We start from the raw sequence: 25670 nt of genomic DNA, 5'->3' as shown, positions 1-25670 counted from the left end.
AAGCCATGGCAGATGCTGCTTGGGGCGTATTAACTGTGATCCTGTCGAAAAGTTTTCGGGCAATGGTGGCCCAAACGAAGAGACCCGCGCTGGCGGGTCTCTGCTGTTTTGTTCTGGATTGGCTCAGGAGCCGTGGTGCAGCTGTGCCTGCTGGTAGTTCTCCAGCCCGATGCGATCGATAAGGTCGAGCTGGGTCTCCAGCCAGTCCACATGCTCCTCCTCATCCTCGAGGATCTTCTGGAACAGGTCGCGGCTGATGTAGTCCTGCACTGATTCGGCGTAGGCGATGGCCACTTTCAGGTCGGGAATGGCATCCATCTCCAGCAACAGATCGCAGCGCAGCATCTCTTCCACCGTTTCGCCGATGCGCAGCTTGCCGAGATCCTGCAGGTTGGGCAGCCCTTCGAGAAACAGTACCCGCTTGACCAGCTCGTCGGCGTGCTTCATCTCGTCGATGGATTCATGATACTCCTTGTGCCCGAGCGCCTTGAGGCCCCAGTCATCGTAGATGCGGGCGTGCAGGAAGTATTGATTGATGGCTATCAGCTCATTGGCCAGCACCTTGTTGAGGTGGGCAATGATCTTGGGGTCTCCTTTCATCGACAGTGCTCCTTGATTCGTACCTGAGGTGGCAATCATCAGAGCTTAGTCGAGAAACATGACGACTTCGGGATGGCGGCGGGTCAGGCCACTTCGTAGTAGAGCGGGGTTTGTTCCTGCTCCATCTTGTCGAGCTCGGCGGCGATGATCGCCATGGTCATGCGCACGCACTTGCCGCACTGGGCGCCCACCTCGAGCGACTGCTTGAGCTGGCGGAACTCGCTGTTACCTGACTGCACCGCCTTGCGGATCTGGGTATCTGTGATGCCGCGGCACAAACAGACGTACATGGTGGATTACCTCATATGAAATTGAGTGAAATCTAAATGAGAGTGGTTCGCAATGCAAATAACCATTGGTAATAAGATCCCCCGCTTGCCACTTGTCACCCCCTTGGGGAGAATGCCCTGATACAGAGGGAACCATCATGCTCAAGAAACTGTTCAGCGCCCTGTTTGGGGGCGAGCCAGCCAAGGCACCGGAAGTCACCCCCACCGAATATGCAGGCTATCTCATCTATCCGGAACCCATGGCCGAAGGTGGCCAGTACCGGCTGGCGGGCCGCATCACCAAAGAGGTGGACGGCGTGCTGCAAACCCATCGCTTTATCCGCTCCGATCTGTTTGCCAACCCGGCCGATGCCGAGCGTTTCATGGTGCAGAAGGCCCACACCTTTATTGATCAGATGGGGGATCGCATGTTCGAGCCCCGCAAACCGGCTGACAGCCAGGCCTCATGACGTCGCCAGAGCTCAACAGCCTGCGCGAGGCGCTGGCCCGCGCCGGTGAGCGACGCCTGATCTGGCTGGAAGGGGAGGAGGCCGACTGCATTGCCCGCACCGAATCTCTGCTCGGCGAGCGCATCTTCTGGCTGGGGGCGGGGCCAGAGTGTTATGCCCCGCAACCCGCTGCCAAGGCGCTGCAGCGGCTCGGTCAGGAGTGTGACACGCTCGTCTTCAATGCGTTCAGCGGCTTTCACCCCGACGCCTTCGGGGCGCTGGCAGGCACTCTGTGTGCCGGTGGCTTGCTGTTGCTGCTGACCCCACCCAGAGCGCAGTGGCCAGTATGGCCGGACCCCGACCGAATTCGGCTGGTGGCCCAGCCGGAGGAGGCTAGTCGGGCCGGTCACGGCTTTATCGCCCGGCTGGTGCGGTTGCTGGCGGGGGATCCTGCCCTCTCGCTGGAGCCGCCGGTTTGCTCGCAGCCGTGGCAACCGATAGGGCCCGAACGCAGGCTGAGCTGCGATCAGGCACGGGCACTGCCCGCCATCCACAAGGTATTACACGGTCATCGCCGCCGTCCGCTGGTGCTGAGCGCCGACCGCGGTCGCGGCAAGAGTGCGCTGCTGGGACTGGCTGCCGCCGAGCTGCTGCGCCAGCAGCCCGGGTTGAACATAGTGGTGACGGCCCCCTCACAGGCGACGGTCGCGACCCTGTTTGCCCACGCCGCTCGCGGGTTAGATACTACGTCGGAACAGATGCCGGACCAGCTGGCCGGGCTGAGCTACTGCTCGCCGGATCGGCTGGTACATGAAGAGCTGCAACCCGATTTGCTGCTGGTGGATGAAGCGGCGGCCATTCCGACCCCGCTGCTTGAAGCCATGCTGGCCCGCCACAGCCGCATCGTGTTTGCCACCACCGAGCACGGTTACGAGGGGACGGGTCGCGGTTTTCACCTGCGCTTCAAACGGGTGCTCGATAACCAGACCCCGGAGTGGCAGGAGATCCACCTTTCTGAGCCCATTCGCTGGAGTGAGCGCGATCCGCTGGAGCCGCTGATCTTCCGCCTGCTCGGCCTCAATGCCGAAGTCGCAACTCCCATGCCGCCGACCAGTCCGAGCTGGCGTCTGGTCAGTCAGGAGGCGCTGGCGAGCGACGAGGTGTTGCTCAACCAGCTGTTCGGCCTGCTGGTGCTGGCTCACTACCAGACCACGCCGAGCGATCTCAGGTCCTTGCTGGAGAGCCCGGATCTCGACATTCATTTGCTAGAGCAGGATGCCAGCCTGCTGGGAGTGGCGTTGGTGGCGCGGGAAGGGGAGATAGATCCCGAGCTGGCCGAGGCGATCTGGGCCGGGCGTCGTCGTCCGCGCGGTCATCTGCTGCCCCAGTCGCTGCTGGCTCATGCCGGTTTCAAAACCGCGGGGGGGCGCAGCTACGCCCGGGTGATGCGCATCGCCATCCATCCCGAGCTGCATCGCCACGGTCTGGGGTCGCTGCTGCTTGGCAAGCTTGAGGAGCACTATCGCCAGATTGGCACCGACTACCTCGGCTCGGCTTTTTCGGCCAGCGCCGACCTGCTCCCCTTCTGGCGCAAGGCCGGACTGGCGGTGCTGCGCATCGGCCTGCAGCGGGATGCCGCCAGCGGCTGCCACGCAGCTCTGCTGCTCAAAGCGCTGAAACCCGAGCATGAGACCGAGTTGAATCAATGGCAGCAGCGTTTTGTACGCCAGCTGCCGACCCTGCTGGCGGGCGAGTTGAGCGCGTTGGATCCCGAGTTGGTATGGCAATGCCTGCAAGGCAGTACCGTCACCGTGCCGGAGCTTGGCGAGTTCGAGCGCGACGAGATTGAATGCTTTGCCCATCATCACAAGCCGTTTGAACTGAGCCAGTCGAGCCTGCAGTTGTGGCTGGTGGGTAATCTGCCACGATTGGCAGAGCTCACACTGGATGAACGTCATCTGCTGATCGCTGCTATCTGGCAGTATGCCGATTGGGGGCGACTGGCTGCGAGATTGCAGCTGGCGGGCAAGCCCGCCGTTATCAAGGCGCTACGGGCTCTGCTGGGCCGCCTGCTGCCTCAGGAGTGACAATCGAAGCCTGATGTGTCTGCTTTTGCGCGGGATCAAACGGTTAGGAACAGAGTTTTAGGGATCTGTCCCAGTAGGGGCGGATCCATTCCTATACTGAGGGAAAACCGCAGCGGAGTGCTGCCTGCGCAACCAGAGCATGAGAGTCACCATGATGGCCAAAGATGGGGAAGAGCGTAAATCCATTCTGACCGAGAGCGGCACCAACGAGCTCGAGATCATCGAATTTCACCTCAAGAAACAGCTGCCAGACGGGCGCGAGAAGATCGCCTACTACGGGATTAACGTCGCCAAGGTGCGCGAGGTGATCCGGGTGCCAGAGACCACCGACTACCCCAATGCCCAGCGCCATATGGTGGGTGTCTTCTCCTTGCGGGAGCGGCTGATCCCGCTGGTGGATCTGGCCGGTTGGCTGGGTATCAAAACCAACCCTGACCCCAGTCACAAGGTGGTGATCGTCACCGACTTCAACAAGATGGCCAATGGTTTTTTGATCGACAGTGTCAGCAGGATCCATCGGGTGTCGTGGAATGACGTGGAGTCCCCCAGCCAGTTTCTGGAGGCGGGGGAGAACGACTGCGTGGTGGCTGTGGTCAGGCGCGATGGCAACCTTATCATGATCTTCGATTTCGAGAAGATCATCGCCGACATCAACCCCGAGCTCAGCATGGAGAAGTACGATGTCACCCAGGATCGCAAGGTGCTCATCGACGATCGCATGATGGCGCTGCGTCAGGGCAAGACCATTCTGGTGGTGGACGACTCGGCCTTTATCCGCAAGATGATCGAGACTACCCTGCGTACCGCTGGCTACAACGTGATCACTGCCAAGGATGGGGGCGACGGACTGGAGATGATGACGGATTTCGATCGCCTGGCGCAGGAGGAGAAAATGCCGGTCTCCGGCTTCGTCAACGCTGTGATCACCGATGTGGAGATGCCACGGATGGATGGCATGCACCTGCTGAAACGACTGCGGGATACCCCCTCCTACAAAGAGATGCCCATCGTGATGTTCTCCTCGCTGATGAGCGATGACAACCGTCAGAAGGCGCTGCAACTGGGGGCGAACGATACCATCACCAAACCGGAAATTGGTCGTATGGTGGGGATGATGGATCACCTGCTGCTGGGCATTGCACCTCCTTCACCCGCCAACAATATCTGATACCGGATTAACCAGCAGCAAAGCGGCCACCCCATGGGGTGGCCGTTCTTGTTTACATTCATACGTGGTGTGCTGGTCAGCTATCCCGCTCAGGTAGCGACGCTGGCACTGGCCGAAGAGGGAGCGACTGGCAGTTCGATCGCAGGTTTTGCCAGCGGTTCAGCGGGTTTGGGTGGCTTAATGCAAGGTTGCAGGGTGCCGAGAGTACTCAGAGATAGACAGGGGAGCGGCAGACCGATATGGACCGGTTCACCGAGGAACTTGGGTCCCTTGTCCAGCACATAGAGATCGACCAGCCCCATCACCCGGGCAAACACCTCGCGGATCCGGGTCCGGATACCCTGATAGGCACTGGGATCCTCGGCGTTGAAGCCGACAGCCTCGATGCCAAAGTGGCGGGCAATAAAGATGGCCCGCTCATTGTGAAAGCCCTGGGATACCACGGTAAAGCGATCCTGACCGAATACCTCCTTGGCTCTGACCACCGAGTCGAGGGTGCGAAATCCGGCGAAATCCATATAGATGGCTGTGGCCGGGATGCCCGCCTTGATCAGGGCGCGTCGCATCTGGCGCGGTTCGTTGTACTGCAGGGTGGCGTTGTCGCCGGAGACCAGGATGTAGTCCACCTTGGCATTGTTGTATAGCTCGGCCGCCGCTTTGATGCGGTACTTGAAGTAGTGATTGGGGCCACCGCCCGAGAGGTATTTGGAGGTGCCCAGCACCACCGCAACCCGGTTGTATGGCACTTCGCTCACCTTGTCATAGGTGTAGTGGCGTGCATCCGAGACGATCCACTCGCTATATGCCAGCACCGAGGCAATCAGGGCCAGCAGTGACAGCAGGCAGGCGAGGAGGATCTTGGCAAACTTCTTCATGCGTGATGCGATTTTGGTCTGAAGTTGGGAATGACTTCCGGCATTCTATTACAACTCCTCTCCGTACGTTAGAGCAGATAGCGCTCTGCGCCTCGGCCGTGGCAGACGGCAGTTATGGGGTCTGGACATTGTTGCTCGTTAAAAAAACAGCTCTTCCCCAGCAAGCGATGGATGCGGGATCATGACATGAATGACGTGCGGTCTGGTAAACAGCATCGTGCCGTTATCGCTTGCTGCCTGATGTGGGGAACTATTGCCGTAGCAGGAGCTGTTGATACTGTTTGCGCTGCGGTTTGAGATGGCCGCCTAGATCGGGCCAGGGGTGCCACTGGTCGGGCACCATAAAGCCGGGCAGGGTACTGCGGATCCAGGCTGCCAGTTCGGGGTAGGGAACCGGTTCGCCATGCCAGCCGATAAAGGCGGCGGGACGTTGTCCCCACTCGTCGCTAGGTACCGGAACCACCAGTGCCTGGGCGACAGCGGGATGATTCACCAGTCGCTGCTCGATGGTTTCTGGCTGGATATTCTCCCCGCCCGAGATAAAGAGGTTGTCGAGTCGCCCCTCCACCATCAGTGCGCCAACTGCAGTAAAGCCCCCTTTGTCGCGGGTATGAAACCAGCCTGCCTCATCGAGTGGCAGTTCCAGTTCGCCCGCCCGGTAGTAACCGGCAAACAGGGTGGCACCACGCACGCAGATCTCTTGCTCCTTGATGCACACTTCCCGTCCCGGTAGCGGTTTGCCAACCACGCCAGCATCGCCGGGGATGGCGGTGCAGACCTGACTGCCCATCTCGGAGAGGCCATAGCTAACCTTGGGAACGAGCCCCATGGCGCAGAGGCGGCTCACTAGCGGCTGTGGAATGGCGGCGCCACCGAGCAGCAACTCGCGCAGGCGGGTGTGAGCGGGGTCAAAGCCTTCTGCCAGCAGGCGCCAGAGCTGGGTCGGCACCAGCGAGAGGTGGGTGATGGGTTGGCACTCCAACCGCTCCTTGAGGGGCCGCTCGCGCTGATCCAGCACCAGACTGGCACCCGCCAGAAAGACTCGAAACAGGATGGCGTAACCGCCAACATGGAACAGTGGCAGGGAGAGCAGCCAACCGCACTCCTTATCAAGGGGAATGAGGGCGGCAGAGCCCCGCGCCGAGGCAAGGTGGTTACTCAGCCGGTGCACCACCGATTTTGGGGTGCCACTGGAGCCCGAGGTGAGGATCATATTGTTGAGCTGGGTCGGCTCAAGTGGCCATGCTTCCTCGTTGGCCCGCAGTTCGCGCTCGAAGTCGAGTTGCAAGGGCTGCCAATTGCCCGCCGGGATCTCGCTGGCCGACCAGAAGGCTGTTGCGTCGAGCAGGGTGGCGAGCTCGTGTTGGCGGGCCAGCGGGAAAGCGGGATTGAGCGGGCAGAACACCACGCCGCTGCGCACGCAGGCCCACGCCAGCAGCACATCTTCCAGTGCGCCGCGCACCACGGCGGCGAGGTGGTCACCCCGCCGGATCCCGGCGTCAGCCAGCTGTTGGCAGAGGCTGTTCAGCCGTTGATCGAGCTGACGGTAAGTCAGCGCTGTGGTGGTGTGGATGGCGATGCGATCCGGGGCGAGTGCTGCCCAGTGGCGGACTGGACAGCTCTCCGGCTTCTGGTGATCAGCTGATTCAATCACGGTAAAAGAGCTGTTCCAGCTGGTCGAGGTCTGGCTTGCCATCATCGCCCAACAGATTGCCTGCCATCCAGCGGCGGGTATCCAGCCCTGGCGCCTGTTCCGGTGCCCATTCGCCAGCCAGATGGAACAGCTGGTTCAGGCCCAGATCCGATTCGAAGCAGGAGGAGATGATCACTTTGAGTCGCAGCTCATGGGCTTGGGCGATCAGTGCTTCGCAGTTGGCCAGTGAACCCAGCAGGGTCGGTTTGAGCACCAGCGCACGCAGTTGCGGGATCGGCTCCCACGGCTTGCCCTGTGCCAGCAGTTCATCCAGCGCGACCGGCATGCCGGTACGGTTGGCGACAAAGGCGATATCGGCAAAGTCAGCGCAGGGATCTTCCAGATATTCGATGCGGTTCGGGTCGAGATGGCCGCAGAAGGTCCATGCCTCCTCGCGAGTCCACCCCTGGTTGGCATCGAGCACCAGCTTGAGGGAGGGCACTCGGTCACACAGCAGGCGGATCAGCGCCAGCTCGTCACGCATCGGGTAGCGGGCGACCTTCAGCTTGGCTTTGTTCGGGGTGCGATGCAGCCACTCTTTCCAGTTTTTCAGCAGCTCCTGCGGGGAGCCTTGAATGAGGGGATAGGGCTCCGGCAGCGGATTGCTCTGCTCGGGCCATCTCCGGCGTGCGCAGTCGAAGCCAAATTGCACCGACGGCAGCACGGAGTTCGGGGTCTCGCCAGCGGCGATGGCCGCCAGCGCGGCAAGGGCTTCCGCCTCTGCCTGTTGCAGGCTCTCTTTCGAGAAGCCGGGCAGGGGGGCAATCTCCCCCCAGCCGTCGTTAATGCGCACCAACAGCCCCTCACGCGCCACCTCCACCTTGCCGTGAAAGGTCAGTGGCTGGGTAAAAGGCAGTTGATAGCGATACAGGGCGAGTGTCATCAGGGGTTCCGCTTGTATTTGGAGAAGTCGGGGCGACGTTTTTCGTTGAAGGCGTTGCGGCCTTCCTGACCCTCTTCGGTCATGTAGAACAGCATGGTGGCATTGCCAGCCAGCTCCTGCAACCCTGCCTGACCATCACAGTCGGCGTTGAGGGCCGCTTTCAGGCAGCGCAGCGCCATCGGGCTGTTTTGCAGCATTTCGCGGCACCAGCGCACGGTTTCGCGCTCCAGATCCGCCAACGGCACGACGGTGTTGACCAGACCCATGTCGAGGGCTTGCTGGGCATCGTACATGCGGCAGAGGAACCAGATTTCGCGGGCCTTCTTCTGGCCGACGATGCGAGCCATGTAGGAGGCACCCCAACCGCCGTCGAAGGAGCCGACTTTCGGGCCGGTCTGGCCAAACTGGGCGTTGTCGGCGGCGATGGTCAGGTCGCACATCATGTGCAGTACGTGGCCGCCACCGACGGCGTAGCCAGCCACCATGGCAACCACCGGTTTCGGGCAGGTGCGGATGTCGCGCTGGAAGTCGAGCACGTTGAGGTGATGAGTTCCCTCGTCATCGCGGTATCCGCCGTAGTCGCCACGGATCTTCTGGTCGCCGCCGGCACAGAAGGCTTTCTCGCCAAAACCGGTCAGGATGATGGTGCCGATATGATCGTCATAACGGGCATCGGCCAGCGCCTGCAGCATCTCTTTGACGGTGCGTGGGCGGAAGGCGTTGCGGACCTGGGGACGGTTGATGGTGATCTTGGCAATGCCATCGTCGGACTTGTGATAGAGGATGTCCTCGTAACCGGCGGAGCAATCCTGCCACTCAACAGGAGCGTACAGTTCCGCTTCTGTCATTGCTTCAATCATGGTTTTTTCCTTCTGATCTGGTTGAGCGCAGTTGAGCACAGAGTTGAGCAATCCCGGCATATTGAACCAGAGCGTACAGTTCAGCTTCCGTCATTGCTTCAATCATGACTCGTCTCTTCTTGTTGGTTGACCCACTCCGCGAGGAGTCGGGCAAAGGAGTCGGGCTGATGGGCGTGCAGATTGTGGCCGCCATCAAGCACCAAGTGGTTGATTTTGCGATGTTGGCTCGCCAGCTGGCAAGCCAGCTGATGGAATTTGTGATCCCGCTTGCCACTCACATAAGTCACTGGCAGCTGGCTCGCCATGAGCCAGGGGACGAGATCCGGCTGCTTGCCTAGCGAAGTGGCGCGCAGCATGGTGGCGATGCCCTGACCGTCGTTGCCAAGGCGGCGGGCGATCTGGCGGGCCCGGGCCGCGTCGTCGAGATCGGCAAACACCCCTTGCCGGTACCAGTCTGCCAGCACGTCAGCCAAGGGCTCGCGCTCGAAGCGCTGTGCCCACAGCTCATCGTGCTGGATGCGGGCGGCCCGTTCACTGGCCGGTAGTCCCGGGTGGCAGTTCTCCAGCAGTAGCCCCCGCAGCCCGGCGGGTTCCCGACTGGCGTGATAGAGAGCCAGTCGCCCCCCCAGCGAATAGCCCGCCAGCAGATAGCGCTCAATATTGCGGCTTGCCAGTTCGGCAACCAGCCACTGGTGGCTCTGCTCAAAACCATCGACAGTCAGATCGCGATGGCTGCCGTGGCCCGGCAGATCGAGGGCAATGCAGTGGCTGGCGGGCAGCCGGTCGATGACCGGTTGCCAGTCGCCACTATCCCCCAGCAGACCGTGCAGCAGCACCAGCGGCAGTGGCGCATCGTCGCCCTTATTTACCACGGATTGCGGCTCCAAGCGCCTTGAGATCATCGGCTACCTGCTCGCTCGGCACCCGGATCTCGATCAAGGTAACGCCATCTTTGAGGGCGGCGCGGTAATCGTGCTCGAACTCGGCCAAGGTGGTCGGCGCCCGATAGGAGAGGCCAAACATGGCAGCGGCATGTGCAAAACCGAGGCCGTGGGGCAGCCTGTAGTAGCTCTCCAGCAGCTCCCCTTCGCTGGGCACCGGCAACATACGGAAGATGCTGCCGCCATCGTTGTTGAGCAGGATCACCACCAGCGGTCGGCTCGCCTTGCCAAGCAGCGCGAGGCTGTTGAGATCGTGCAGGGCGCTCAGATCGCCGAGCAGCAGGGTGGTGGGCTCATCACTGTCCGGTTCGATCGATTGGGCAAAACCGTAGGCAGTGGCGATCAGGCCGTCGATGCCGGAGGCGCCGCGGTTGGTCATCACCTGACTCGGCCCCTTGCCCGTTTCACCGAGCATATCCATCAGTCGGGCTGGCATGCTGTTGCCGACAAAAAGTTGCCCCTCGATCAGGCGATTGAGGCGATGGCAGACCCCGAGCTCGGAGAAGCGATCGCAGGCTGCGGTGATCTGCTGGCTGGCATTGTGTTGCAGCTCGGCCAGCCGGTGCCAGGTGACCTGAGCGGTGGTGACCGGATGGGCTGCAGCAAAGGCGCTGGCACTGCAGAGTAGCCGGTTGCGCAGCCGATAGTCGGGGTCGAGCCGCGCTGGTTGCGGGTCCACCAGCCAGTAATCCAGCCATGAATGGTGTTTGATGAACTGGCCGAGCCGCTTGGAGATAAGCCGTGCGCCAAATTGCAGCAGCACCTCGGCGCGGCCCAGCTCGGCGACGAATTCAGGGTCGTTGAGCGCCAGATCCATGTGGATGAGATTGCGGTTATCGCAGCGGATCTGGCTCTGCAAGTCTGCCAGCAGCGGCCAGCCGAGTTGTTCCGCCAGTGTGGCGACCGCCTGAGCCTGTGCGGGATCCGTGATCCGTCCGGCCACAATCACTCCGCGCTTGTGCTGCCACTCGCTCCACTCGGGCTGTGGTGGGCAGGCCGGTACGCTCTGTTGCCACGGACTCCATGGCTTGTGCGAGCCGAGCCAGTCACCGAGGGGGGCCAGATAGTCGCCAAAATCCTGATAGTGTTCGCCGGGGTAGAGCGGCTCGGGGTACATGCAGTTGAAGTGCACCACCCCGGGGGTGAGCGCCTGTTTGGCCAAGGCTTGATCCACCGAGCTCAGCACGAAGGCGGCCGGAATGGTCGGGGTGGGGCTCGGCAGGTTCTGCTGATAGACGGGGTAGCGGCCGAAGATCCCCTGCTGGTCGATCGCCTGATTGGCACCGTTGTCGATAAGCTCGTGAGGGCGATCGGCGGAGAGAATAATCAGCGGCACGCCGGTGAGCTGTGCCTCTGCCACCGCGGGCCAGAGGTTGGCCACCGCGGTGCCCGAGGTCATGATCACCGCCACCGGCCGGTTGCTCCCCTTGGCCAGCCCTAGCGCCATAAATCCGAGACCACGCTCGTCAAAGTGCAGATGACGGCGAAAACCCTGATGGGCCGCAGCCGCCATGGTGAGCGGTGCGGAGCGGGAGCCAGGGGCCAGCGCGATATCGCGTACCCCGAGGCGAAAGAGCTCCTCCAGCAAGAGGGAGGACCAGACGTGATTGAAGGTGGCGTGCTGGCTCGAAAACGGGGAACAGGCAAACTCTTCGCTGGCAGGCTCTTTACTGATCGGCATAGGGGCTCTCGCGGGTTGAAAAGGGGTCATGGCTATCCCAGCAGGGAGAGCACATTGGCGATCTTGTTGTCGAGTTCGGCCCACTCGGCGGCAGGCTCGGAACCGGCGACAATGCCAGCACCGGCAAACAGGGTGACACTGCCCGGTTGAATGCGGGCACTGCGAATGGCGACCGAGAACTCCGAGGTTTCCCGGCTCAGCATGCCGCAGGCGCCAGCGTACCAGCCCCGATCGTAGGGCTCGAACTGGCGGATGAAGGCCAGCGCCGCCTCGCGCGGAGCACCTCCCACCGCAGGAGTCGGGTGGAGGGCGTCGAGCAGTTGCCAGTCGCAGACACCGGGTTTGAGTTCGGCCTCGATATCGCACTTGAGATGTTGCAGCAGCCGCAGTTTGAGAATGCGCGGCTCGGTCAGGGTGGCATCATGGGCCAGCGGCGCCAGTCGGCTGAGGATGTCGGCGTGTACCAGCCGGTTCTCCAGCCGGTTTTTGCTGTCTGCCAGCAGTTCGGCGGCCAGCTGGGCATCGATACCCTCATCACCGGAGCGGCGGATGGTACCCGCCAGCGCCTCGGTAAAGAGGTGGCTCCCTTCCCGGCGGTAGAGCCGTTCGGGGGAGCAGGCGATAAAGGCCTGCTCGGGGGAGAATTGAAAACCGAAGTGGAAGCAGTCCTGGGCGTGGCGGGCCCACTGGTCGAGCATGGCCCAGGGGCAAATATCGCCATCGCTGTGTTGGCTGGTCAGGACGCTCTCTCGCGACAGCACTACCTTGGGGGTGTTGGCCTGAAAATCGGGGGCGGTGACACGCTCTACCAGCGTCTGCCACTGGGCCGGGCCGGGGCAATCCTGTCGCTGCCAGGGCTGTTTCTGCAGCGCGGGCAACGGCGCTTCCGGGCGCAGGGCATCGAGGGCTGCTTCGGCAGCTTGCAGTTCGGCCTCGAGATTGTTGTCATCCAGCCACAGGTTTAGGCAGAGACTGACGCATTCGCCACGGCGTACCAGCTCAATGCGGGGCAGCACGAAACGGCAGGGGCCAAAGCCCTGCCAGCCGGATTGAGCCGGATCAAACGCCAATCCGCCGTAGTAGCGGGGGCTGTCATCGTGATGCTGGCTGGCGTTGGCGCACACCTGCTTGATGGCGTGTGGCTCGGTCAGTTCATGGATGGCGCCCAGCGCGACATATTCAGGGCGATCCTCTCCACGGGCCTGCCAGTAGATGCGGGGATAGAGGGTTTGCGCCGCGAGCCAGCCCAGAAAAGAGCGGATCTCGATCGCCACTCGCAACCGCACGAAACCGCTGACGTTGCTGTGACGCAGGGCGTCCAGTTGTTGCTTGATATGGGTCTGAGCCAACATGGATTCTTGTCTGAGCCGGGTAGTAACGACCGATCCCGTAGCAGGATGGCGTAGGTTTATGCCAAAGGGCGATGATTTCCTATATATTATCTGCCCATTCGTCCATGTAAATCGCCCGTGAGAGCTTAACTCTCCGGGGGCAAGTATACCCAAATCCGGTTCGATAACCCTTAACACGATCAATATCCGATTGTTTGGCCATCACAATATGACAAATACCTTCTCTGTTTGGCTGCTGGCGGCGCGTTTGCGAACACTGCCGCTCGCCTGCTCTTCCATCCTGCTGGGCTCGGGGCTGGCTGCCAGTCGTGGTGCTTTCGATGGCACCATCATGGCGCTCTCGCTGCTGACCGCCATTCTGCTGCAGATCCTCTCCAATCTGGCCAACGATTATGGCGATGCGGTCTCCGGCGCCGACAATGGCGAGCGGATCGGCCCGCAGCGGGCGGTGGTCTCCGGCCTCATCACCAAAAAGCAGATGTGCGTGGCGATGGCGCTGACTGCGTTGGCTGCAGTGGCCAGCGGCCTGCTGTTGCTGGGCTGCGCCTTCGGTGGCCAGTGGCTGCAGATCCTGGCATTTGTGGTGTTGGGCGGTGCGGCCATCGTGGCTGCGGTGACTTATACCGTGGGCAAGACCCCTTACGGCTATCGCGGGTTTGGCGATATCTCGGTGTTTCTGTTCTTCGGTCTGCTCGGGGTGCTCGGCTCCTACTACCTCTTTACCAAGACCCTGCAGTGGGATCTGCTGTTGCCCGCCACCGCCTGTGGTTTGCTGGCTACTGCCGTGCTCAATATCAACAATGTGCGCGACATCGAGACCGATGCAGCCAGCGGCAAGATCACTCTGGCAGTGCGCTTGGGCCGTAACCGTGCGATTGCCTATCACTGGGTGCTGTTGGGGGCGGCGTTGCTGACGACCATCGCCTTTATCCTGACCCAGCCTGCCAGCTTCTGGCCGTGGATCTTCCTGCCTGCCATGAAGCCCCTCAGCGATGCGGCGCGTACCCTGCGCGAGAGCTTCGATGGTGAGGTACTGACCGGTGCCCTCAAGAAGACCGCCATCAGCGCGTTTCTGTTCAGCCTGCTGCTCTCCATCGGGTTGGCGCTCTCATGATATGTTGCCTGCTTGTCGGTAGGTGAAACGGGCTCCCGAGACGGGAGCCCTTTTTATGTGCTGACGCGATGTGTTGGCACTGAATAAGTCAGACAGGAAGACAGCCATGCGAGCATCACTCAAACAGAAAATCATTCAGGTTTGCCAGCAGAAAATCGCCCAGAAGGGGGAGATGGTCGGCCTCTCCTTTTATGCCTTCTTTGCCAACCGTAATGACGACCCCGATTTGCTGATGGAGGCGGCGACTTGGTGGATCCAGACCCACCAGCTCGATCACTTCGAGAAGGCCAAGAAAATACTCTTGCTGATCGAGCTGGAGTGACAGCCGCTTGCCATGAAACAGAGAGGGCTCCCACGCGGGAGCCCTCTCTGTTGGTGAATGATATTATCGACTAGCTGGCGCGCGCCACCCTGAAGGGGCGGCGGGAGAAGATCAGCGTATCCAGCAGCCAGATGGCGACCAGCGAGGCGCCGACCAGCGGGAAGCCGATGCCGAGCAGGATCAGCAGGGCGATGGCACCGCGCATCGGCGGGAGTTTGGCGGGCAGCGGCGGCGCGGCGAGACGGCCCTGCGGGCGGCGGCACCACCAGATCCACAGACCGCTCACGGCGCTGGCCAGTACCATCAGACAGATGAGCAGCATGGCGAGCTGATGGGGCCAGCCGTAGAGCTTGCCCATGTGCAGCATGACGCCGCTCTCCACTGTCTTGGCGACCGGGCCGTAATCTTGCCAGCGCACATCGGCCAGCACTTTGCCGCTGTATTGATCGATATGCAGGGTGGCGTCGTTGCGCGGATCATCGGCAAAAATCGCGATGGTATAGACGCCGGTGGCGCCGCCAGGTGGCGTAATGCTGTAACCCGGGCTGACTTGCCGCGCACTGGCGATATCCACTACCTGTTGCAGCGCAATGCGGTGTTCGGCCATCACCACGCCCTCATGCTCGCCGTGGTTCATGGCGCCGTGATCGTGTTCTTTACTTGCGGGCTGTGAGCTGGGCATGGGGGTGTTCTCTACCGCCCAGGGAACGGTCTGCGCGTGCGCCTGATTCAGTGAACGGGCCAGCGGCGCCGATTTGGGCACCTCGTTCCACATGGCGGCGGGGAAGCGGTTCCAGACTGCGGCAAACTGATCGCCCCAGAATCCGGTCCAGGTCATGCCGCTCAGTAGCAACAGCAGCAGGAAACCGGCTCCCCAGAAGCCGACCACTGCGTGCAGATCGCGCCACCAGAGGCGTCCGCGCGAGCCCATTCTGGGCCAGAGGATGCCGCCCACGCCGGGCCCCTTGCGTGGCCACCAGAGGTAGAGCCCGCTCAGCAGCAACACTATGCCCCAGCCGGCAGCCAGCTCGATCAGCCGATCTCCTGTTTTGCCGAGCAGCAGCTCGGCGTGCAGAGCGCGGGCCACCGCTTGCAAATTCCACTTGTTATCCATGGTGCCGAGCAGAGCGCCGTTGGCGGGATCCATAAACAGGGTCAGCTCCTGTTCGCCCCGATTGACGATGAACTGGGCGCTCTGATCGGGAGCCGCAGGCGGCAGGTATTTACGCAGGCTGGCATCGGGCATGGCGATCATCGCCTTGGCCAGCAACTGATCGGCACTCAGGGTCTGGCTGGCGGGGGCGACCTTCATCAGCTCGGGATACATCAGGTTATCGAGCTGGGGTTTGAACAGATAGACGATCCCGGTCAGCGATAGCAGGATCAGAAAAGGGGCGACAAAGAGACCTGCGTAGAAGTGCCAGCGCCAGATCCGTTGGTAATGACTCGAGTCCCTGTTTTTCATTGCACATCCTTGTTGGAGCACCAACGTTTCTGCTGGTGGAATGTTTTGCTGCGGCGCGGATGATAGCAGTAACGTTTCGTTAACTGCAATCACACATATCAAGGCGAGATTTGATTGGAACGGTAGTCTAATGAGCTGCTGCAATGGTGTTTTAGGTTGGCCAGATGAAGTGAGCTGCCTGTAGAGAGAATGCGTTTTTCTCTAGACTTTTCTTTATAAATTATTACCTTATGGTAACAATCTGCTGGCGGTGGTAATGGAATGGGAACAGTCATGCAGCCACATGGGCAATTCGACATGGAGCGCAGGGGCCAGATGCTGATCTGTCGGCCGAGTGGCCCTTTCAATCTGGCGGGGGCCATGGCCTATGAAGCGGGCTTTCGTCGCGAGCTGGCTGGACTGATGGATCGCCCCTGGGGGATTGTCGAGGTCGCGACCGAGTTCGAAGCAGCCGGGCCCGAGGTACTGGTTCGTTTTCGTCGCCAGTTTGGCTGGTGTGCCGAGAGTGGCTGTCAGTTTCTGGCGGTGGTCCTGGCAGGAGGTTTTAAACGCTATCTGGCGGATAACATCTTCAAGGATCTGCCCTTTCGGGCGGTGCGTTACTTCGAGCAGGAGGCGGGCGCCATCCAGTGGCTAGGGGAGCAGCTCACAGCCACTCCCTGCGAACACGCGAGCGCTTGACCACCCCGCATCCTGCCTGGCCCGGGTTCACTCCAGCTTGATAAACCACTTGTCCCGCTCATCAACGCAGTCGGGCTCACCCATTTCGAATTCACGGCAGATCAGCGGCCGCACCTCGTAGATACGGCACATCATGGTGTTGCGGTCGAGGGCGGCGCACCAGCCATCGTCCAGTCGGCGCATTACCGGTATCTCGCCATCCCGTTCAAATACATAACGGTCCGGCACGCCGGTATCGGTAAAGAGCATCACTTCGAGGCGGCAGCAGCAGGCTTCGCAATTCTGGCAGCTGACGTCGGCTTGGGGTTCTCTGTTCATCTGTGTTGTCCATGCCATCGGGATGGCACATGTTCGATAAAAAACAGGCGCCTGTGAAGGCGCCCGTGCTGCGGTTCGTGACCAGTCGGGCCGATGTACAGCCCGCCATTGTCCTTAACCCAGTTTGCGGGCGCGGTAGCTGCGCCCCTTGATCTTGCCTTCCTGCAACCGCTTGAGGGCGGCGCTCGCCACGCTGCGCTTCACCGCGACGTAGGAGTATTGCTCGGAGATCTGGATCTTGCCCACATCGGCGCCGGCAATGCCGCCTTCACCGGTCAGGGCGCCCAGAATGTCACCGGCCCGCACCTTGGTCTTGCGACCCGCGTCGATGGAGAGGGTCACCATCTGCGGGGCGATGGGCTTGATGTCGCGACCGATGCTGTCGAGCTCACCGAGCGGCATCGGAGCCTGCTGGTACTCTTCAATGAAGTTGACGCGCTGGGCTTCGTTGGGCTGATAGAGGCTCAGTGCCAGACCCTGCTGGCCAGCACGACCGGTACGACCGATGCGGTGCACGTGCACTTCCGGATCATAGGTCAGCTCGTAGTTGATGACGGCGCCCAGCTCCTTGATGTCGAGGCCGCGGGCCGCTACATCGGTGGCCACCAGAATGGTGGCGCTGCCGTTGGCAAAACGCACCAACACCTGATCCCGCTCGCGCTGCTCCAGATCGCCGTTCAGCGCCAGCGCCGAGAATCCCTTGGCGGCAAGGTGATCTGCCACATCGTTACAGGCGCGCTTGGTGTTGCAGAACACCACGCAGGAGCTCGGCTGGTAGTGGCTGAGCAGCCAGGTGAGGGCATCGAGGCGCTGACCGGCAGGTACTTCGTAGAGCTTCTGTTCGATGGCGCTCCCCTCGTGCAGGGACTCCACACTCACCTCGACCGGATTGCGCTGCACACCGCGGCTCATCTGGGCGATCCCCTCCGGATAGGTAGCGGAGAAGAGCAGGGTCTGGCGCTGCTGTGGGGCATAGCTGATGACCCGGTTGATATCTTCGCCAAAGCCCATGTCCAGCATGCGATCCGCTTCATCCAGCACCAGCGTCTTGAGGCCGGAAAGTTCCAGCGTGCCCTGCTCCAGATGCTTGAGAATACGCCCCGGGGTACCGACGGCGATGTGGGCGCCAAAGCCCAAAGTGGCGGACTGCGGTGCGGTCGGAGTGCCGCCGCACAGGGTCACCAGCTTGACGTTGGGCAGGGCGCGCGCCAGACGGCGGATCTCCTGAGCCACCTGATCCGCCAGTTCGCGAGTCGGGCAGAGTACCAGCGCCTGCACTTCGAGGCGGTTGACATTGAGCTTGGCCAGCAAGCCAAGGCCGAAAGCCGCAGTCTTGCCGCTGCCGGTTTTTGCCTTGGCAATCAGGTCTTTGCCATCGAGCACCAGGGGCAGGCTCTGAGCCTGGATCGGGGTCATCTGCAGGTAACCCAGGCTGGTGAGGTTCTCTTGCAGGGCAGGGGAGAGGTTGAGGCTGCTAAATTCGCTGTTGTTCACAAAAGGACTCTATTTCGGAGAAACGGGGATGCGCTAACGCTAAGGGCGCGCATCATACCAGAATGTGGCGCCAGATGTGGCGGAAATTTGAACTATTGACTCTGTGGTGTCACCAATAAGGTTCATTTGTTGCCAAAAAAGGCGCTTAAAAATAAGCAATAATAGAGCGCGATTAATTTTTTAAACGTCAGTGTAATTATTTATTGTAGATAAACGTTTTTCAGTCAAATATTCCAAATATAATGGTCAAAAAACGTTTTGCATTCGTCAGATTCAATTAACAGGGTGTTGCGTAAATGATGTGAACTCATCGCACGGAGTTGGTTAAATAGCTGATTGCTGTTCTATCACAATGTTTTATATGGATTTTATTGCCATCAATGTTGCATGATTAATATCATTCCATTGCGTAATTAATTTAAAAACGTTTGTATTATCCTGGGTGCATATTATTGCGCGGGATTGTGATGGTTATCTGATTTTTAAATATGCAAATGTCTATGATGGCGCCGTTCAAAAATTACAAATTTACTCAGGTGCTACAGGTATGGAATACGTTCACTTTGTGCTCGGGCTTGTACTGGTCCTTGTTCTCGCGTTGTTGGCTAACCGCCGTAACTGGAAAAAAATCAAGCTGCGTTATATCGGTCAGTTGCTGGTGGTCGAAGTGGCGCTGGCCTGGTTCATGCTGAACTCCGAAGTGGGTCTGGCCGTGGTGGGTGGCTTTGCTGCTGGCTTCGGTAAATTGCTGGAATTTGCCAAGCAGGGGACCGACTTTGTGTTTGGTGGTCTGGTCAACGAAGGGAGCTTCTCCTTCTTCCTGGGAGTGTTGATGCCCATCGTCTTCATCTCCGTGTTGATCGGTATCCTGCAGTACATCCGTCTGTTGCCGCTGGTGATCCGTGCCATTGGTACCATACTGTCCAAGATCAACGGTATGGGTAAGCTGGAGTCTTTCAACGCCATCAGCTCCATGCTCGTCGGCCAGTCAGAGAACTTCATTGCTTACAAGAAAATCCTGCCGCACCTGAACGAGAAGCAGATGTACACCCTGGCGGCGACTGCCATGTCTACCGTCTCCATGTCCATCGTTGGCGCTTACATGCAGCTGATCGAGCCGCGTTACGTGGTGGCTGCGCTGGTGCTCAACATGTTCAGTACCTTCGTCGTGCTGTCGCTGATCAACCCCTACGAGCCGGATAACAGCGTGGCCGATGCCAAAGAGCTGGCCGAAGGTGACGAGCACCATACCCCGAAGAAAGAGAGTTTCTTCGAGATGCTGGGTGAGTACATCATGGCCGGTTTTACCGTTGCGGTCATCGTGGGTGCCATGCTGATTGGTTTTATCGCCCTGATCGCGATGGTTAACTACCTGTTCGAAGCTGCGTTTGGTGTGAACTTCCAGTTTGTTCTGGGTTACCTCTTCTACCCGATTGCCTGGATCCTGGGCATCCCGGGTGGTGAAGCGCTGCAAGCTGGTTCCATCATGGCAACCAAGCTGGTGACCAACGAGTTTGTTGCGATGATGGACCTGAACAAGATTGCGGCCGAGCTCTCGCCACGTACCGTCGGCATCCTCTCCATCTTTATGGTTTCTTTCGCCAACTTCAGCTCCATCGGTATCATCGCCGGTGCGGTGAGGGCGCTGAACGAAGAGAAGGGCAACATGGTTTCCCGCTTCGGCCTGAAGCTGGTCTACGGTTCAACTCTGGTTAGCCTGCTCTCTGCGGTTATCGCGGGCATCATGATCTGATCCTCTAGTGGCACTGCCACTGTTAGGCCCCGAACTCTGGTTCGGGGCCTTTTTTGTATCGGTTTTACAGGTGCCAGCCGCACCACCAGCCCGTCAGCAGCAGGGTGAAGGTGCAAAAGCTGGTCTCGATGGCACCGCCACTGCGCAGCGGCCATCCCGGCAGCCGGAAGCGACGCTTGATGGGCCACAGCAGCGGAATGCCCGCCGGGGTGAGCCAGTCTCCCAACAGGTGGCTGAGGTAGCCGACGATCAGGGCATCCTTGACTCCAATCGGCAGGGTAGCGGGGGGAAGAGTCTGATTCAGCCCCCAAATGGCGGCGGCTACTGCCAGCAGACTGTGGGTGAAGCCACGATGGCCGAACAGTCGCGACAGCGGTTTAGAGAGCCACGGGAGTTGCTGTCCCAGTGTGGATTTGGGGTGGTCGAGATCCGGCAGCAGGGCGCTGGCCAGCGCGGCAGGAACTGTCTGCCACAGGCTGGCGTCTGCCAGTGCAGGGGTGAGTTGCAGTTTGTGGGCGAGCAGGGTGCAGGTGATGGAGAAGAGCAGGTGCCCTTGGGCGGTCATGATGATTACGGCGTGGAAGAGATGGCGGCGCATCTTACCAGCCTGCTGGCCATGATCAGCTGTTATTTTTAAAAATCAGGATGTTACGGCTAAAAATTGCCCAAGGTACGGGTATTCAGACGCTTGCTACAGCTTGCCCTTGACCAGCCACTTGTCGAGGGCATTGGCGAAACGCTGTTTATCGGCGGCATTGAAGGGGGCAGGGCCACCGGTCTGCACGCCAGCCGAGCGCAGCTCCTCCATGAAATTGCGCATGCCGAGCCGTGCCTTGATGGTCTCGCGGGTGTAGATCTCGCCACGGGGATTGAGCGCTTCGCCACCGGCATCAATGACCCAGGAGGCGAGGGGGATATCGCCGGTGATCACCAGATCACCCGGTTGAACCTGCTGGGCGATGACATGATCTGCCACATCAAATCCTTTCTCGACCTGTTGCGTCTTGATAAACGGCGAGGGGGGGACTCGCAGTCCCTGATTGGCCACCAGGGTGGTGACGACTTGGGCGCGATGAGCGGCACGGTAGAGGATCTCTTTGACCGGAATGGGGCAGGCATCGGCATCAACCCAGATAGGCATGGCATGGTTTCCTGTAGTGAAAGCGGATGGAAAACGGGCGCGGGCATGTTAACACAGGCGCAGCCTTCCCCGCGCGGGGCTGAGTCGGCCTGGTCTTTCGTGTAAGCTGGGGGCTGTTGGTGAGGATCAGAAGGAGACGACATGGATCGGGTGCCTGGTGAAGTGATTTATGCCCTGACCCTGGATGGCAAGGGGGGCATGGCGCCGCTGACGGCGGGAAGTGAAATTCCGGGGGAGCGCCCCGGCTGGCTGCATCTGGATTACGGTCATCCCGATTCGGCGCGCTGGCTGCTGCAGACGCCGCTCCTTAACGAGGCGGCCAAAGAGTCGCTGCTGGGCCAGAGCAATCGGCCCAAGCTGGTTCGGATGGGGGAAACCGTATTGCTGATCCTGCGTGGCATCAACCATAACAAGGATCATCGGCCCGAAGAGATGGTGGCGCTGCGCATCTTCATTACCCCGGATCTCATCATCAGCAGCCGCCGTCGTCCGCTGCTCTCTGAACTGGATGTTTTCACCCAGCTCAAGCTGGGTGGTGGTGCCGATACTCCCGCCGACTGGCTGGTGGAGATCTGCGATGCCCTGACCGACCGGGCGGGGGAGTTTGTCGAGGAGCTGCACGACAAGATCCTCGATCTGGAAGAGATGGTGTTGATGCGTGACCTGCCCGCCAATGGCCGGCTGGCGCTGATCCGCAAGCAGCTCATCATGATCCGCCGTTACCTCTCCCCCCAGCGGGATCTGGTGGCTCGTCTCGCCAACGAGAAGATCAGCTGGCTGGACGAGGATGACCGTCGCCGTCTGCTCGATATTGCCGACCGGCTGCGGCGCTGGCTTGATGATCTCGATGCCGGGGTGGCGCGCACTGCCGTGCTGGCGGACGAGATCAACAATCTGATGGCGGAGGCGACCAACCGCCGCGCCTACCAGATGTCGGTGATGGCGCTGTTGTTTCTGCCCGCCAGCTTCCTGACCGGCCTGTTTGGCATCAACCTGGGGGGGATTCCGGGGGCCGAGAGTCCGACCGCCTTCTGGATTTTTTGCGGCTCGCTGGTCGCGCTGGCGACCGGGCTGGCTGTCTGGCTCAAACACCGACGCTGGTGGTAAGGAGCAGACATGACTACATGGGAATCTTTTGGCGTAACCCTCCTGCTGTTGCTGGGCCACACCCTCATTCGCGGCCTTATCCACAAAAGTCTGCTGGCTCTTGCTCAGACCCGGCAGGTGAGCGAGAACCGGGTTCTGTATGTGGAGCATGTGTTCCACTTCCTGCTTGGCTGCGCCACCCTGCTGATCCTGGCCGGGGTGTGGGGGCTCGACTTTTCTCGGCTGGTGGTGCTGGCCTCCTCATTCTTCGCCGTGCTCGGCGTTGCCATGGTGGCACAGTGGTCGATCCTCTCCAACATCACTGCCAGTATTACCATCTTCTTCGCCTTTCCCTACAAGATTGGCGACCGGATCCGCATCCTCGACAAGGATGATTCGGTCACCGGGGTCATCACCGAGATTGGCCTCTTCTACGTGCGGGTGCGCGATGATAACGGCGATCTGGTCACCTACCCGGCCAACCTGATCCTGCAAAAGCCGGTCAGACGGCTGGAGAGCAAAGCGCCAGAACCACTGCAACCGGAATAGAAGAAGGCTCCCAAGGGAGCCTTCTTGAACGATGGCGTGTTTTAGCGTTCGAAGAAGCGGTAGAGGTGTTCAACCTGCACCGGGCAGTCGGCCACCAGATGCACATGTTCGCGGGCCTGATCGACCGTACCGAAGCTGATGGGGCAACCGAGGGTATCGGTCATTTCATACAGGGTGCCATCCTGGCCTCTGAATTCGATGAGCCAGCCGGGAATGGCCACGTCGTGGAGTATTTCGGCTTCGTGCAGGATCTGTTTCTGATAGAGCTTACGAAGTTCACTGACTGTCATGATGCTCTCCTGTGGGGTATATCCATTTCCAGTCTATGCCTGCTATAGAAGGGCAGCAACGGGATCATTCACGCAGATATTCCCAGGCCCAGCGGATGCGGATAAAGGCCTCGGCATCGCCGCCACGATCGGGATGATGGCGCAGAGCCAGCTCGCGCCAACGGCGACGGATCGCCTCTTGGCTCGCCCCCTCGTCCAGCCCGAACAGTGCCAGAGCGTCCCCTTTGTGTTCCTCCCCCTCATAGCTGCGCCAGAAGCTTGCGAGCAGCTCTTCCACCTCTGCCCGGTCTGTCTGCCAGAACACCTGCCAGTCGAGGTAGTAACTGCGCAGCGCCTCGCCACGGGCGAGTGTGCTGCCAGTATCAGCAGCGGCACCAAGCGGTTCGAGGCGGATATCCAACGTGCTTATCACCAGCCACCAACCCTCTTCATAAAGCTCGGCTTGCAGTTGGTAGAGGGCGTTCATGATCAGAAAGTTGAGCCGAAACAGCTGCAACTGCTCGTCGTCGGCCAGCTGGGGAATCGCCCCCTGCTGGCGCAGGGCGCCCATCAGTTCATGCACTTTATAGCTGCCCGTTGCCTGTTGCAGCAGGGCCAGCAGGGGGGCGATCAGCGGGTTGGCGCTCTGGTCGCTCATGGGGTGCGATTCCTCCAAATGAGAGCTGTGGTGACAGCTGGGCCACCGTACGGGCGAGGGGGCGATGAGCCAGAGTGACATCAGCCAGAGGGCGGGGCAAGGCACAGTGGCAAGGGAGGTGCAGAAAAAGACCGCCAGCAGGCGGTCATGTCATGGGGCCGGATTAGATGGGACTCTCCTTATGGATCTCGCCGACACAGTCGGCCAGCGCCAGTACCAGTGCGGAGCGCACCATCTGATCGAGCCGGTTGAGCTGCATCTGGTAGAAGGCCCAATCCTCTTCGCTGGCGGGGGGCTCCAGCTTCATCATGCCGCCCTGATTGACCCCGTGCAGGCGGTCGAGCAGATCGCGGATCGGCTTGTCGCTGAAGCGGTAATCCTTGGGGTCGCGTACCAGAAAGTCGCGGATCTTCAGATAGGCTTCCAGATCCTGATAGCGCTCAAGGGAGATGAGGCCAAGGGCGAAAATGAGCTTGAGGCGTACCTCCAGCTGGCCGAGGGGGCCGCTCTGGTTGAGCAGGGGTTCGATGGCGTATTTGACGGCATACTCTTCCTGACGGAACGCGCGTCGCATCAGGGAGTCGACCGCTTCTTCCAGGATGGTCACAGCTTCGAGAAAGAAGCCGCGGGGGCCATCCTGCTCGTTCAGTCGTTCCAGTACTTCATCTTCCTGGTGTGTGGTCATAGGTGTATAGGGTCCAGCTGACAGGGAGAGAGTCAGCCTCTCTCCCGGTTTTTATCATATGGGGCGCATTTCCTTGCGATTCAATCAATTGGAGCATCCGGTCATACGCCGCCAGCAGGGTATTACAAGGTCTCGTAACGAGCCACTATGGTGCGGACGATTTCGCTATCTTCATCCAGTCCGGTGACGCTGGCCAGCGCTTTGGCCGGGCCCAGCTCCGCCAGCAGGGCTTGCAGCTCCACCGCCTGCGGGTCATCGCTGTTGCGATAGTGCAGCGCCGCGGCGATCCCCTCCTGCAACTGCTCGTTGGGCAGGCCGTATTCCAGGGTGCCGAGTAGCGGCTTCACCAGTCGATCCCCCGCCGCCAGTTTGCGCAGCGGCTGACGACCGACCCGGTCAATCTCGTCCACCAGATAGGGGTTGGCGAAGCGGGAGAGGATCTTCTCGATGTAGGCGGCGTGCAGACGCGGGTCGAAGCCGTAGCGTTTCACCAGCACGGCACCGCTCTCCTCCATGGCGCGGCGCACCTTGCTGCGGATCACCGGATCCTCGATTGCCTCGCGCACGGTGCTGTAGCCCCGCAGTTTGCCGAGATAGGCGGTGACGATGTGACCGGTGTTGAGGGTGAACAGCTTGCGCTCGACGAAGGCCATCAGGTTGTCGGTGGGCTCCATGCCCGCTACCTGTGGCAGCTCCCCCTTGAACTGGGTCTGGTCGACGATCCACTCGCTGAAGCTCTCTACCGTCACTTCCAGCGGGTCATCGTTGGCAGCCGCGGCGGGCGGCACGATGCGATCCACCGCCGAGTCGACGAAGCCGATGCAGGATTCGAGCGTGGCATGATACGCGACCGGCAGGTACTTGAGTACCTCCTGCTTGAGGTGGCTGGTGCCGCGCACCATGTTTTCGCAGGCGATGACATTGAGCGGGGTCAGGTTGCCGGCATCGAAGCGGGCCTGCAGACCCTTGGCCAGGGTGCTGGCAATCTTGTCCAGAATGTTGGGGCCGACTGCGGTGGTGACCAGATCGGCGGTGATGATGCGGGCGATCACCTCGTGACCGGCGGAGCTCACCGCCGCCACGTTGCGCACCACGTCCAGCTTCTGATCCGCCCCCACCACATGGACCTTGTACTCCTGACGGTGGTTGAGCTGATCGATAAGAGAGTCGTTGACGTCGGCGAAGGTGACCTGATGGCTGGCATCTGCCAGCAGTTTGCCGATAAAGCCGCGACCGATATTACCAGCACCAAAATGCAATGTTTTCATGATATTAAC

26 protein-coding genes and 1 pseudogene are annotated in these 25670 nt (G+C 60.5%); 9 read left to right on the top strand and 18 right to left on the bottom strand.

Going from position 1 to position 25670, the window contains the following annotated elements:
* Positions 1-123: 123 nt before the first annotated feature.
* Positions 124-600: a bacterioferritin gene (bfr, locus tag ACE1BR_RS16640; RefSeq protein WP_374872197.1), complete on the bottom strand. Its 477-nt coding sequence runs from the start codon at positions 598-600 to the stop codon at positions 124-126.
* Between the two features lie 83 nt (positions 601-683).
* Entirely contained in the window at positions 684-890 is a 207-nt protein-coding gene (locus ACE1BR_RS16635; protein WP_374872195.1) for a bacterioferritin-associated ferredoxin, read from the bottom strand.
* A gap of 137 nt (positions 891-1027) precedes the next feature.
* Here ACE1BR_RS16635 and ACE1BR_RS16630 point away from each other — a divergent pair, with 137 nt between their 5' ends.
* From ACE1BR_RS16630 to ACE1BR_RS16620, 3 genes are all read left to right on the top strand, one after another.
* Positions 1028-1339, top strand: coding sequence for an HlyU family transcriptional regulator (locus ACE1BR_RS16630; RefSeq protein WP_185228209.1), 312 nt, complete (start codon positions 1028-1030; stop codon positions 1337-1339).
* A complete protein-coding gene (locus tag ACE1BR_RS16625) occupies positions 1336-3405 on the top strand; it encodes a tRNA(Met) cytidine acetyltransferase TmcA (protein WP_374872193.1) in 2070 nt (689 codons plus the stop codon). The genes ACE1BR_RS16630 and ACE1BR_RS16625 overlap by 4 nt, the downstream gene beginning before the upstream one ends.
* Before the next feature lie 151 nt (positions 3406-3556).
* Positions 3557-4573, top strand: coding sequence for a chemotaxis protein (locus ACE1BR_RS16620; RefSeq protein WP_374872191.1), 1017 nt, complete (start codon positions 3557-3559; stop codon positions 4571-4573).
* Positions 4574-4668: 95 nt separating this feature from the next.
* On the opposite strand, the pseudogene ACE1BR_RS16615 reads toward ACE1BR_RS16620, so the two are convergent.
* From ACE1BR_RS16615 to ACE1BR_RS16585, 7 genes and pseudogenes are all read right to left on the bottom strand, one after another.
* Positions 4669-5448: pseudogene (locus ACE1BR_RS16615) on the bottom strand (vancomycin high temperature exclusion protein); the annotation flags it as partial.
* Positions 5449-5698: 250 nt separating this feature from the next.
* Positions 5699-7144 (bottom strand): AMP-binding protein, encoded by a 1446-nt coding sequence (locus ACE1BR_RS16610; protein ID WP_374872189.1) that lies wholly within the window; start codon positions 7142-7144, stop codon positions 5699-5701.
* The gene (gene menC / locus ACE1BR_RS16605; protein ID WP_374872187.1) at positions 7095-8024 is read right to left on the bottom strand and encodes an o-succinylbenzoate synthase; all 930 of its coding nucleotides are present in this window, start codon (positions 8022-8024) and stop codon (positions 7095-7097) included. The genes ACE1BR_RS16610 and menC overlap by 50 nt, the downstream gene beginning before the upstream one ends.
* Positions 8024-8884 carry a 1,4-dihydroxy-2-naphthoyl-CoA synthase gene (menB, locus tag ACE1BR_RS16600; RefSeq protein WP_148612261.1) on the bottom strand — a complete coding sequence of 287 codons (861 nt, stop codon included), beginning with the start codon at positions 8882-8884 and terminating at the stop codon, positions 8024-8026. The genes menC and menB overlap by 1 nt, the downstream gene beginning before the upstream one ends.
* 98 nt (positions 8885-8982) lie before the next feature.
* Complete coding sequence (menH, locus tag ACE1BR_RS16595) at positions 8983-9786, bottom strand: 2-succinyl-6-hydroxy-2,4-cyclohexadiene-1-carboxylate synthase (RefSeq protein ID WP_374872184.1); 804 nt, start codon at positions 9784-9786, stop codon at positions 8983-8985.
* Positions 9746-11506, bottom strand: a complete 1761-nt coding sequence (gene menD / locus ACE1BR_RS16590) for a 2-succinyl-5-enolpyruvyl-6-hydroxy-3-cyclohexene-1-carboxylic-acid synthase (protein WP_374872182.1) — start codon at positions 11504-11506, stop codon at positions 9746-9748. The genes menH and menD overlap by 41 nt, the downstream gene beginning before the upstream one ends.
* A gap of 32 nt (positions 11507-11538) precedes the next feature.
* On the bottom strand, positions 11539-12858 hold the full coding sequence (locus ACE1BR_RS16585) for an isochorismate synthase MenF (protein ID WP_374872180.1): 1320 nt from the start codon (positions 12856-12858) through the stop codon (positions 11539-11541).
* Between the two features lie 208 nt (positions 12859-13066).
* Between ACE1BR_RS16585 and ACE1BR_RS16580 the strand changes: the two genes are divergently transcribed.
* Positions 13067-13972: a 1,4-dihydroxy-2-naphthoate polyprenyltransferase gene (locus tag ACE1BR_RS16580; RefSeq protein ID WP_374872178.1), complete on the top strand. Its 906-nt coding sequence runs from the start codon at positions 13067-13069 to the stop codon at positions 13970-13972.
* Positions 13973-14078: 106 nt separating this feature from the next.
* Entirely contained in the window at positions 14079-14294 is a 216-nt protein-coding gene (locus ACE1BR_RS16575; RefSeq protein ID WP_374872176.1) for a DUF6500 family protein, read from the top strand.
* 70 nt (positions 14295-14364) lie between these two features.
* Here the strand turns inward: ACE1BR_RS16575 and ACE1BR_RS16570 are convergent, their stop codons facing one another.
* Positions 14365-15759: a PepSY-associated TM helix domain-containing protein gene (locus ACE1BR_RS16570; protein ID WP_374872174.1), complete on the bottom strand. Its 1395-nt coding sequence runs from the start codon at positions 15757-15759 to the stop codon at positions 14365-14367.
* 273 nt (positions 15760-16032) lie between these two features.
* On the opposite strand from ACE1BR_RS16570, the gene ACE1BR_RS16565 reads away from it, so the two are divergent.
* The gene (locus ACE1BR_RS16565; RefSeq protein ID WP_374872172.1) at positions 16033-16440 is read left to right on the top strand and encodes a hypothetical protein; all 408 of its coding nucleotides are present in this window, start codon (positions 16033-16035) and stop codon (positions 16438-16440) included.
* Between the two features lie 27 nt (positions 16441-16467).
* Here the strand turns inward: ACE1BR_RS16565 and ACE1BR_RS16560 are convergent, their stop codons facing one another.
* Complete coding sequence (locus tag ACE1BR_RS16560) at positions 16468-16758, bottom strand: YkgJ family cysteine cluster protein (RefSeq protein WP_374872170.1); 291 nt, start codon at positions 16756-16758, stop codon at positions 16468-16470.
* Positions 16759-16872: 114 nt separating this feature from the next.
* Positions 16873-18252 (bottom strand): ATP-dependent RNA helicase DbpA, encoded by a 1380-nt coding sequence (dbpA, locus tag ACE1BR_RS16555; protein WP_374872168.1) that lies wholly within the window; start codon positions 18250-18252, stop codon positions 16873-16875.
* Positions 18253-18799: 547 nt separating this feature from the next.
* Here dbpA and ACE1BR_RS16550 point away from each other — a divergent pair.
* The gene (locus ACE1BR_RS16550; RefSeq protein WP_374872166.1) at positions 18800-20005 is read left to right on the top strand and encodes a NupC/NupG family nucleoside CNT transporter; all 1206 of its coding nucleotides are present in this window, start codon (positions 18800-18802) and stop codon (positions 20003-20005) included.
* A 64-nt stretch (positions 20006-20069) separates the two neighbouring features.
* On the opposite strand, the gene ACE1BR_RS16545 is transcribed toward ACE1BR_RS16550, so the two are convergent.
* Positions 20070-20570: a metal-dependent hydrolase gene (locus ACE1BR_RS16545; protein WP_374872242.1), complete on the bottom strand. Its 501-nt coding sequence runs from the start codon at positions 20568-20570 to the stop codon at positions 20070-20072.
* Between the two features lie 126 nt (positions 20571-20696).
* Positions 20697-21146, bottom strand: coding sequence for a YaiI/YqxD family protein (locus ACE1BR_RS16540; protein WP_005335916.1), 450 nt, complete (start codon positions 21144-21146; stop codon positions 20697-20699).
* A gap of 141 nt (positions 21147-21287) precedes the next feature.
* Here ACE1BR_RS16540 and zntB point away from each other — a divergent pair, with 141 nt between their 5' ends.
* Together zntB and ACE1BR_RS16530 are read left to right on the top strand one after the other, a co-directional pair.
* A complete protein-coding gene (zntB, locus tag ACE1BR_RS16535) occupies positions 21288-22253 on the top strand; it encodes a zinc transporter ZntB (RefSeq protein WP_374872164.1) in 966 nt (321 codons plus the stop codon).
* A gap of 9 nt (positions 22254-22262) precedes the next feature.
* Positions 22263-22781, top strand: coding sequence for a mechanosensitive ion channel domain-containing protein (locus ACE1BR_RS16530; RefSeq protein WP_374872162.1), 519 nt, complete (start codon positions 22263-22265; stop codon positions 22779-22781).
* 41 nt (positions 22782-22822) lie between these two features.
* Here the strand turns inward: ACE1BR_RS16530 and ACE1BR_RS16525 are convergent, their stop codons facing one another.
* The 4 genes from ACE1BR_RS16525 to ACE1BR_RS16510 all read right to left on the bottom strand — a co-directional run bounded on the left by ACE1BR_RS16525 (position 22823) and on the right by ACE1BR_RS16510 (position 25661).
* Positions 22823-23071: a hypothetical protein gene (locus ACE1BR_RS16525; RefSeq protein WP_374872160.1), complete on the bottom strand. Its 249-nt coding sequence runs from the start codon at positions 23069-23071 to the stop codon at positions 22823-22825.
* A 64-nt stretch (positions 23072-23135) separates the two neighbouring features.
* Positions 23136-23708, bottom strand: coding sequence for a DNA-J related domain-containing protein (locus ACE1BR_RS16520; protein ID WP_374872158.1), 573 nt, complete (start codon positions 23706-23708; stop codon positions 23136-23138).
* Positions 23709-23871: 163 nt separating this feature from the next.
* A complete protein-coding gene (locus ACE1BR_RS16515) occupies positions 23872-24393 on the bottom strand; it encodes an MltR family transcriptional regulator (protein ID WP_374872156.1) in 522 nt (173 codons plus the stop codon).
* A gap of 122 nt (positions 24394-24515) precedes the next feature.
* On the bottom strand, positions 24516-25661 hold the full coding sequence (locus ACE1BR_RS16510) for a mannitol-1-phosphate 5-dehydrogenase (RefSeq protein WP_374872154.1): 1146 nt from the start codon (positions 25659-25661) through the stop codon (positions 24516-24518).
* Between the last annotated feature and the right edge of the window lie 9 nt (positions 25662-25670).

Source organism: Aeromonas sp. MdU4, assembly GCF_041929505.1.
GTDB lineage: Bacteria > Pseudomonadota > Gammaproteobacteria > Enterobacterales > Aeromonadaceae > Aeromonas.
Note: the sequence above shows the minus strand (reverse complement) of the source record. Positions and strands in the feature narration are given on the sequence as shown.

Coding starts and splice junctions, on each gene's coding strand:
- ACE1BR_RS16575 (WP_374872176.1), top strand. CDS start 14,079: ATGCGAGCATCACTCAAACAGAAAATCATTCAGGTTTGCCAGCAGAAA.
- ACE1BR_RS16565 (WP_374872172.1), top strand. CDS start 16,033: ATGCAGCCACATGGGCAATTCGACATGGAGCGCAGGGGCCAGATGCTG.
- ACE1BR_RS16580 (WP_374872178.1), top strand. CDS start 13,067: ATGACAAATACCTTCTCTGTTTGGCTGCTGGCGGCGCGTTTGCGAACA.
- ACE1BR_RS16625 (WP_374872193.1), top strand. CDS start 1,336: ATGACGTCGCCAGAGCTCAACAGCCTGCGCGAGGCGCTGGCCCGCGCC.
- ACE1BR_RS16610 (WP_374872189.1), bottom strand. CDS start 7,144: ATGGCAAGCCAGACCTCGACCAGCTGGAACAGCTCTTTTACCGTGATT.
- ACE1BR_RS16560 (WP_374872170.1), bottom strand. CDS start 16,758: ATGAACAGAGAACCCCAAGCCGACGTCAGCTGCCAGAATTGCGAAGCC.
- ACE1BR_RS16585 (WP_374872180.1), bottom strand. CDS start 12,858: ATGTTGGCTCAGACCCATATCAAGCAACAACTGGACGCCCTGCGTCAC.
- ACE1BR_RS16525 (WP_374872160.1), bottom strand. CDS start 23,071: ATGACAGTCAGTGAACTTCGTAAGCTCTATCAGAAACAGATCCTGCAC.
- ACE1BR_RS16530 (WP_374872162.1), top strand. CDS start 22,263: ATGACTACATGGGAATCTTTTGGCGTAACCCTCCTGCTGTTGCTGGGC.
- ACE1BR_RS16570 (WP_374872174.1), bottom strand. CDS start 15,759: ATGAAAAACAGGGACTCGAGTCATTACCAACGGATCTGGCGCTGGCAC.
- ACE1BR_RS16550 (WP_374872166.1), top strand. CDS start 18,800: ATGGAATACGTTCACTTTGTGCTCGGGCTTGTACTGGTCCTTGTTCTC.
- menB (WP_148612261.1), bottom strand. CDS start 8,884: ATGATTGAAGCAATGACAGAAGCGGAACTGTACGCTCCTGTTGAGTGG.
- ACE1BR_RS16510 (WP_374872154.1), bottom strand. CDS start 25,661: ATGAAAACATTGCATTTTGGTGCTGGTAATATCGGTCGCGGCTTTATC.
- menH (WP_374872184.1), bottom strand. CDS start 9,786: ATGATCTCAAGGCGCTTGGAGCCGCAATCCGTGGTAAATAAGGGCGAC.
- ACE1BR_RS16540 (WP_005335916.1), bottom strand. CDS start 21,146: ATGCCTATCTGGGTTGATGCCGATGCCTGCCCCATTCCGGTCAAAGAG.
- ACE1BR_RS16620 (WP_374872191.1), top strand. CDS start 3,557: ATGATGGCCAAAGATGGGGAAGAGCGTAAATCCATTCTGACCGAGAGC.
- ACE1BR_RS16545 (WP_374872242.1), bottom strand. CDS start 20,570: ATGACCGCCCAAGGGCACCTGCTCTTCTCCATCACCTGCACCCTGCTC.
- ACE1BR_RS16630 (WP_185228209.1), top strand. CDS start 1,028: ATGCTCAAGAAACTGTTCAGCGCCCTGTTTGGGGGCGAGCCAGCCAAG.
- ACE1BR_RS16520 (WP_374872158.1), bottom strand. CDS start 23,708: ATGAGCGACCAGAGCGCCAACCCGCTGATCGCCCCCCTGCTGGCCCTG.
- menC (WP_374872187.1), bottom strand. CDS start 8,024: ATGACACTCGCCCTGTATCGCTATCAACTGCCTTTTACCCAGCCACTG.
- menD (WP_374872182.1), bottom strand. CDS start 11,506: ATGCCGATCAGTAAAGAGCCTGCCAGCGAAGAGTTTGCCTGTTCCCCG.
- ACE1BR_RS16515 (WP_374872156.1), bottom strand. CDS start 24,393: ATGACCACACACCAGGAAGATGAAGTACTGGAACGACTGAACGAGCAG.
- ACE1BR_RS16635 (WP_374872195.1), bottom strand. CDS start 890: ATGTACGTCTGTTTGTGCCGCGGCATCACAGATACCCAGATCCGCAAG.
- zntB (WP_374872164.1), top strand. CDS start 21,288: ATGGATCGGGTGCCTGGTGAAGTGATTTATGCCCTGACCCTGGATGGC.
- bfr (WP_374872197.1), bottom strand. CDS start 600: ATGAAAGGAGACCCCAAGATCATTGCCCACCTCAACAAGGTGCTGGCC.